The sequence below is a fragment of the Sphingomonas sp. GM_Shp_1 genome (assembly GCF_026540895.1).
In the GTDB taxonomy this organism is placed as follows: Bacteria; Pseudomonadota; Alphaproteobacteria; order Sphingomonadales; family Sphingomonadaceae; genus Sphingomonas.
In genome coordinates this window covers 1-7,255 of sequence record NZ_JALNUR010000067.1, presented here as the reverse complement: position 1 = coordinate 7,255, position 7,255 = coordinate 1, and the positions used below count along the sequence as shown (strand labels likewise).

Annotated in this window: 5 protein-coding genes; 3 read left to right on the top strand and 2 right to left on the bottom strand. The window is 66.1% G+C overall.

The features are described 5' to 3' along the window. Positions 1 to 43: 43 nt before the first annotated feature. Complete coding sequence (locus tag OXQ33_RS17295; protein ID WP_267436032.1) at positions 44 to 1,582, bottom strand: cryptochrome/photolyase family protein; 1,539 nt, start codon at positions 1,580 to 1,582, stop codon at positions 44 to 46. A 21-nt stretch (positions 1,583 to 1,603) separates the two neighbouring features. On the opposite strand from OXQ33_RS17295, the gene queF reads away from it, so the two are divergent. The 3 genes from queF (at position 1,604) to OXQ33_RS17280 (ending at position 5,962) form a co-directional block, all read left to right on the top strand. Then, positions 1,604 to 2,044: a preQ(1) synthase gene (gene queF / locus OXQ33_RS17290; RefSeq protein WP_193754644.1), complete on the top strand. Its 441-nt coding sequence runs from the start codon at positions 1,604 to 1,606 to the stop codon at positions 2,042 to 2,044. 301 nt (positions 2,045 to 2,345) lie between these two features. Beyond that, positions 2,346 to 4,616 carry a glycosyltransferase family 4 protein gene (locus tag OXQ33_RS17285; RefSeq protein WP_267436026.1) on the top strand — a complete coding sequence of 757 codons (2,271 nt, stop codon included), beginning with the start codon at positions 2,346 to 2,348 and terminating at the stop codon, positions 4,614 to 4,616. Between the two features lie 62 nt (positions 4,617 to 4,678). Then, complete coding sequence (locus tag OXQ33_RS17280) at positions 4,679 to 5,962, top strand: glycoside hydrolase family 130 protein (protein WP_267436024.1); 1,284 nt, start codon at positions 4,679 to 4,681, stop codon at positions 5,960 to 5,962. Here OXQ33_RS17280 and OXQ33_RS17275 read toward each other — a convergent pair. Next, the coding region (locus tag OXQ33_RS17275; protein ID WP_267436022.1) for an oligopeptide transporter, OPT family at positions 5,937 to 7,255 on the bottom strand (1,319 nt) is incomplete at its 5' end. The genes OXQ33_RS17280 and OXQ33_RS17275 overlap by 26 nt on opposite strands.

The following is a 7,255-nucleotide window of genomic DNA, read 5'->3' as shown; positions in this document are numbered from 1 at the left end:
CGGGAGGGGAGAGGATGCGCGGTGAGGTTTGGGCGTGGAATCACTATCCCCGATCCAACCCCTCCAAAAACCCCGCCGCCCGCGCCCGGATCGCCTGCCGGTCTTCCTCCGTCATCCGGTTCCAGTTCCGATAGGGCATCGCCATCCGGGGATTCTCGCCGAACCGTGCCTCGTGCCGCGCCAGGAAATCCCAATAGAGCGCGTTGAACGGGCAGGCGTCCTCGCCCACCCGCTGCTTCACATCATATCGGCAATGGCCGCAATAATCCGACATGCGGTTGATGTACGCGCCGGACGACACATAGGGCTTGGACGCGATGATGCCGCCATCGGCGAACTGACTCATGCCGATGACATTGGGCAGCTCGACCCATTCATAGGCGTCGATATAGATTTCCAGATACCAGCGATGCACCTCCGCCGGGTCGGCACCGATCAGGATGGCGAAATTGCCCGTCACCATCAGCCGCTGGATATGATGCGCATGCGCGGTGTCGAGCGTCTGGCCCAAAGCCTCCGCCATGCAGTGCATGTCGGTCTCGCCCGTCCAGTAGAATCCGGGCAGGGGCCGGGTCGCGCGCAGTACGTTGCGGTCCACATAGTCCGGCCCGACATGCCAGTAGAGCCCGCGCACATATTCGCGCCACCCGATGATCTGGCGGATATAGCCCTCGACCGAATTGAGGCTGGCATTGCCATCCTCATATTCCGCCTCCGCCATGCGACAGAGGTCCAGCGGATCGAGCAGCCCCGAATTGATATAGGGCGACAGGACCGAGTGCCAGAGCTGGTGCTGCCCGGTCAGCATCGCGTCCTGATAGTCGCCGAATTTGGGCAGGCCGTGCGCCATGAACGCCTCGGCCTGGGCCTGTGCCTCCTCGGCGGTGACGGCATAGGCGAAGCCGTCGAGCGAGCCGGGATGATTGTCGAACCGCGCGGCGACGAGTGTCAGCACGTCGCGGGTGATCCGGTCGGGCGCGAAGGTCAGCGGCTCGGGGGGCGTTTCCTTCTTCGGCGCGGGCTTGCGATTGTCCGCGTCGTAATTCCACTTGCCGCCCTCGGGCTTGTCGCCCTTCATCAGCAGCCCCGTCTTGCGCCGCATCAGGCGGTAGAAGAACTCCATGCGCAGCTCGTTGCGGTCCTTCGCCCAATCCTCGAACTCGGCCTGGGAGGCGATGAAGCGGGTGTCGGGGCGGATGTCGACGGGGATGCCGAACATCGTCTCCCACGCATCCAGCATGGCGGCGACGCGCCACTCGCCTCCTTGCGTCACGACGATCCGTTCGGGGGCGTGCCGCTCGACCGCGCGAGCGACCTCGCCGGTGAAGCTGCCCGCATTGTCGGGGTCGTCCAGCTTCACATAATCGACCGTCCAGCCCGCCCGTCTCAACGCCTCGGCATGATGGCGCATGGCGGACAGGATATAGGCGATCTTGGCCTTGTGATGGCGGACGTAACCCGTCTCGTCCTCCACCTCCATCAGCAGCAGGACGCTGTGCTTCGGGTCCGCGCCCTCCAGGCTGGAGAGATTCATGGGCAATTGGTCGCCCAGAATCGGGATCAGCGTTGGCGCTTTGGGCATGGCTGTCCTACATGGCCTTTCATGAAGCATCTCGGCCAGACCAGCGCGCTGCCCGCTTCCCCGGAAGAGGCGGTGCTCGATTATGTTCCCAACCCGCGTCCCGGGCGCACCTATCTGATCCGGTTCGCGGCACCCGAGTTCACCTCGCTCTGCCCGGTGACCGGCCAGCCCGACTTCGCGCACCTCGTCATCGACTATGTGCCCGGCGAGACGATCGTCGAATCCAAGTCGCTCAAGCTCTTCCTCGGCAGCTTCCGCAACCATGCGGGGTTCCATGAGGATTGCACGGTGGGCATCGGCGAGCGTCTGTTCGAGGAGATGAAGCCGGTCTGGCTGCGCATCGGCGGCTATTGGTATCCGCGCGGCGGCATCCCGATCGACGTGTTCTGGCAGTCCTCGACGCCGCCTGCCGATCTGTGGCTGCCCGACCAGGGCGTCGCGGGCTATCGCGGGCGCGGGTGAGCGCGATCCCTTTCTGATCAGGGAATCTTGCGGGGACTGGTAAGGGCCCTCCACCATGCTTCGCATGATCCCCCTCCCCAAGCATGGCTTGGAGAGGATCAGGGATAGGATTTTGTGGCGTGCCGAAAAGCGCTATCCTGTTCTGAACGCCGTATTTTCTTACCCTTTGACCGCCTTTTCCGGTTGCAGTGCAGCGAAAATGTAACACGCGCTGCAACCATCGTGCCGACCGCGTGTTAACTGTATACGAGAGGGGAAGTGCGGGTCGCCGCCAACCCTCGCGCCTGCAAGGACAAGCGAAATGGTGGATGCGAACGGAACCGTGATCGAACGTTTGGCGCTGATCGGAAACTTTCTGCCCCGGCAATGTGGGCTCGCCACCTTCACCACCGACGTCTATTCCGCGCTTCGCGACCGATTTCCCGAACTCTCGGTCGATGTCTATGCGATGGACGACCATCCCGGACGCTATGCCTATCCCCCCGCGGTGACCGCTGCCATCCCGCAGAACGACCGCAGCGCCTATATCGACATGGCGCGCCGGATCGAGGCGAGCGGGGCGCAGGCCATCTGGGTCCAGCATGAATATGGCATCTATGGCGGCGCGGCGGGCGAGCATCTGCTGGCGCTGCTCGATCGCACCACCCTGCCGGTGATCGCGACGCTGCACACCGTCCTCGAGAAGCCCTCCGCCGACGAGCGCCGCGTGATGGAGGGGCTGCTCCGCCGCTGCGCCAAGATCATCGTCATGGCCGACAAGGGCCGCGATATCCTGCAGCGCGTCTATGGCGCCGATCCGCGCCAGATCGCGATGATCCCGCACGGCGTGCCCGACCGCGCCCTGATGTCGCCCGAGGCGCTGAAGCCGCGTTTCGGCTGGGAAGGGCGCAAGGTCGTGCTGACCTTCGGCCTGCTCGCGCCGAACAAGGGGATCGAGACGATCATCGAGGCGCTGCCCGCCATCGCCGCGCATCATCCCGAGCTGCTTTACGTCGTGCTGGGCGCGACCCATCCCAACCTGATCGCGCATGAGGGCGAGGCGTATCGCGACCGGCTGAAGGCGCTGGCCGCAGCGCGGGGCGTGTCGGACAATGTCGCGTTCGTCGATGCGTTCGTCGAGCATGACGAACTGCTCGACTATCTCCAGGCGGCGGATATCTACGCCACCCCCTATTCCAACCCCGCCCAGATCACGAGCGGGACGCTGTCCTATGCCATCGGCGTGGGCAAGGCGGTGATTTCCACCCCTTATGTCCATGCGACCGAGATCCTGGCCGACGAGCATGGCGTGCTGGTGCCCTTCGGCGATGTCGATGCCTTCGCGCGGGAGATCGACCGGTTGCTGAGCGACCAGGCGGCGCGCGACCATCTGTCGAGCCGCGCCTATGCCCGTGGCCGTACGATGATCTGGCCGCGTCTGGCGGAAGGTGCGATCAAGCTGATCGGCACCGCGATCACCACCCGCCCGCGGCGGATCACAACCGGCGCGACCAGCACCATCAAGCCGCTCGCCCCCGATCTGTCCGCCGTGGAGCGGATGAGCGATTCGACCGGCATGTTGCAGCACGCCATCTATTCGGTGCCCGATCGCCGCCACGGCTATTGCATCGACGACAATGCCCGCGCGCTGATCTTCATGACGCAGGCGCCGGATATCGATCCCGTCACGCGTGACAAGTGGACGACCGTCTACGCCTCGTTCCTGCAATATGCCTGGAACCCGGAGGCGCGGCGCTATCGCAACTTCATGCGCTTCGACCGGAGCTGGTGCGAGGATGTGGGATCGGAGGATTCCAACGGTCGCACCCTCTGGGCTTTGGGCGTGACCGCGCGCGACGCGCAACTGCCCAAGCATCGCGACTGGGCGCAAATGTGGTTCGACGCCACCGCCTCGCTAGCGCTGGACCTGGGCTCTCTGCGCGCACAGGCCTTTGCGATGCTGGGCGCCGCCGCGATGCTGGAGGCGCGACCGGGGCACCAACTGGCGCGCTCGATCTTGGAGAAGATGCCCGACCTGCATCTCGCCCTGCTCGAAGAGGCGCGGCGCCCCGAATGGCAGTGGTTCGAGATCGTGCTCGCCTATGACAATGCCCGCGTGCCCCAGGCGCTGATCGAGGCGGGGCGTGCGCTGGGGCGGCAGGACCTGATCGACTGCGGTATTTCCACGCTCGACTGGATCGTCGGCAAGCAGACCTCGCCCGAGGGCCGCTTCCGCGCGGTGGGCAGCGAGAGCTTCGGGCGGCCCTATGCCGAACCGCTTCAGTTCGACCAGCAGCCGCTGGAGGCGCAGGCGACGGTGGAGGCGTGTCATTCGGCCTATCTCGCAACCCACGACCCGCGCTGGATCGCGGAGGGCGAGCGGGCCTATGGCTGGTTCCTGGGCATGAACGACCTCGACCTGCCGCTGGCCACCGCTAATGACGGCGGCTGTTTCGACGGGTTGATGCCGACCGGGCTGAACCGGAACCAGGGCGCCGAATCGATCCTGGCGCTGCAACTGGCCAATTGTGCCATTGCAAGCCTTTGCCAATCCGCCTCATCCATGGCAGGAGCCGATCGTCACATCGCCTGATACGCTGTCGCGTTCGGGGGATGGGATGAGCGTTTTGGGTAAAATGGCGAGACGGTAGCGCGATGGATTTGTTCAACCACCGGCTGCGGCTTCATGCCGATCCTTCGCGCGTCGTGGTGCGGCCCTTCCATATTGCATGGGCGGGCGGCAACGGCGCACCGCCCAGCCGGACCGAACGGCTGGTCGGCGAGGTGCTGGCGATGTCGGCGGAGGAAGCCCGCGACCAGTTGGAAACCGTGCTGAAGGATTTCGAGGCACGGCACTGGCAGACGCGACGCGTCTTCATGAGCCGCTATGACCAGATCGAGGATCTGCTGAAGCTCGACGGGGCGAAGATCAGCGACGAGAAGCGACAGCTGATCGGTGCCTATTTCTGCCACGAATACAGCTATGCCGCCGCCGCGCTGATGAACCCTTCCGCGGTGCCGCATTTCGACCAGACCGGCATCCAGCCGGGGTCGCAGCGTATCCTGATGTCGATGCGCGCGGTGGGCGAGGGGCATATCTCCTCGGTCGCCTTCCGCGAAGGCATCATCAACGACCAGAATCAGCTTCGCCTCGCGCCCGAACCGCCCTTCGCCACCGCCACCGACGTGCATGGCTGGGGCGAGGAGAATGCGCCGAGCGGCCCGATCACGGTGCATCGCCACCGCGACTCGACGCTGTCGGGCACGGTCATCTTCCCGATCACCCATGCCCAGTCCAAGGGGCTGGAGGACATGCGGATCGTCCAGTTCACGCATGACGACGGCGCGGTCGAGTGGATCGGCACCTACACCGCCTATGACGGCTCGGGCATCCAGTCGGAACTGATGCGCACCCGCGACTTCCGCGCGTTCGACCTAGTGCCGATGACGGGCTCGGCTGCGCGCAACAAGGGCATGGCGCTGTTCCCGCGCAAGGTCGGCGGGCAATATATGATGATCGGGCGGCAGGACGGCGAGAATCTGTTCCTGCTTAAGTCCGACTCGCTGACCCATTGGGAAGAGGGGGAGAAGATCCTCACCCCCGTCTATCCCTGGGAGCTGGTGCAGATCGGCAATTGCGGCCCGCCCATCGAGACGGACGAGGGCTGGCTGCTGCTGACCCACGGCGTCGGCGCGATGCGCAAATATTCGATCGGTGCCGCGCTGCTCGACAAGGACGATCCGTCCAAGGTGCTGGGCCGCACCCGGCAGCCGATCCTGGCCGCCAAGGATCAGGACCGCGAGGGCTATGTGCCCAATGTCGTCTATTCCTGCGGCGCGATCCGGCACGGCGATTCGCTGTTCCTGCCCTACGGCATCGCGGACAGCTCGATCGGCTTTGCCTTCGTGAAGATCAGCGAGTTGCTGGCGGCAATGTGATCACCTGGCGGCGCGTGTAGCGATACAGCGCCGCCACCAGCCCCAGGAACACCAGCGTCCCCCCGACCAGCGCCGGGGTCGCGAAGCCGTCGCCGACCAGCGCCAGCGGCGCGTCCGAGTTGGTCAGGTAGACGATCCCCGCGAAACCCACGCCCCACAGGCTCTCGCCGACGATCAGCCCGGTCGCGGCCAGCACGCCCAGCCGTTCGGCGGTCTCCGGATTGGCGCTGCGGCGCGCCCAGCGGTCATAGACATGGCCGATCGCGGCGCCCAGCACGACCGGCAGCGTCGCCGTCATCGGCAGATAGATGCCCAGCCCCACGCCCAGCGGCGGCAGGCGTATCCAGCCGAGCTTGCCGCAAATCTCATCCACGACGATCACGCCCGCGCCGACCAGCGCGCCGACCCCGATCATCCCCCAGTTGAGGTCGCCGCCCAGCACACCCTTGGCCAGCGCCGAGATCAACGCCGCCTGCGGCGCGGACAGCGCGTTGGGCCCCGCGCCCGGCGTGCCCGCGAAACCCAGCGTCGCGTTGAGCAGGTCGAGCACCGGCGGGATCACCAGGCTGCCGAAGATCACGCCGATGACCAGCGCCACCTGTTGCTTCCACGGCGTCGCGCCGACCAGTTCGCCGGTCTTCAGATCCTGGAGATTGTCGTTGGAGATGGTCGCGACGCCGAACACGATGCCGGTGACGATCAGCGCATAGGCGACCAGCGCCTGCGCCGTGTCGGGCGAGGTGCCGCGCCCGAACAGCCCGACGAGCAGCAGGGCGGCAGCGAGCACGGACAGGATGCCGATCCCCGACACCGGGCTGTTCGACGCGCCGATCAGGCCCGCCATATATCCGCAGACGGCGGCGATCACGAGGCCAATGAGCAGGATGAACAGCAGCGCTCCGCCGATCAGCGCGAAACTAGAGGCCGCCAGCGGCCCGCCCGCGATCACCGACCAGAGCAGCCCGGCGATCGGCACCAGCGTCGCCAGCGCGACGGCGGCGACGATCCCGATCGGCAGGTCGCGCTCGCCCACCGCCAGCACCGCCCCGTCACGCTTGGCCGAGGCGGCGGCGAGCGACGAGCGGATGCCGCCGATCACCGGCCCGATGATCTTGAGGAGCGTCCAGATCGCCGCCACCCCGATCACGCCTGCCCCCAGGAAGCGCACATCGCGGCTGAACACCGCGCCCGCCCACTCGGCGACCGGCCCGGTCGAAGGGGCCATGGCGGTCAGGATGGGCAGCGCCACCCACCAGCCGATCGCGATGCCGAGCAGCATCGCCAGTCCGACCG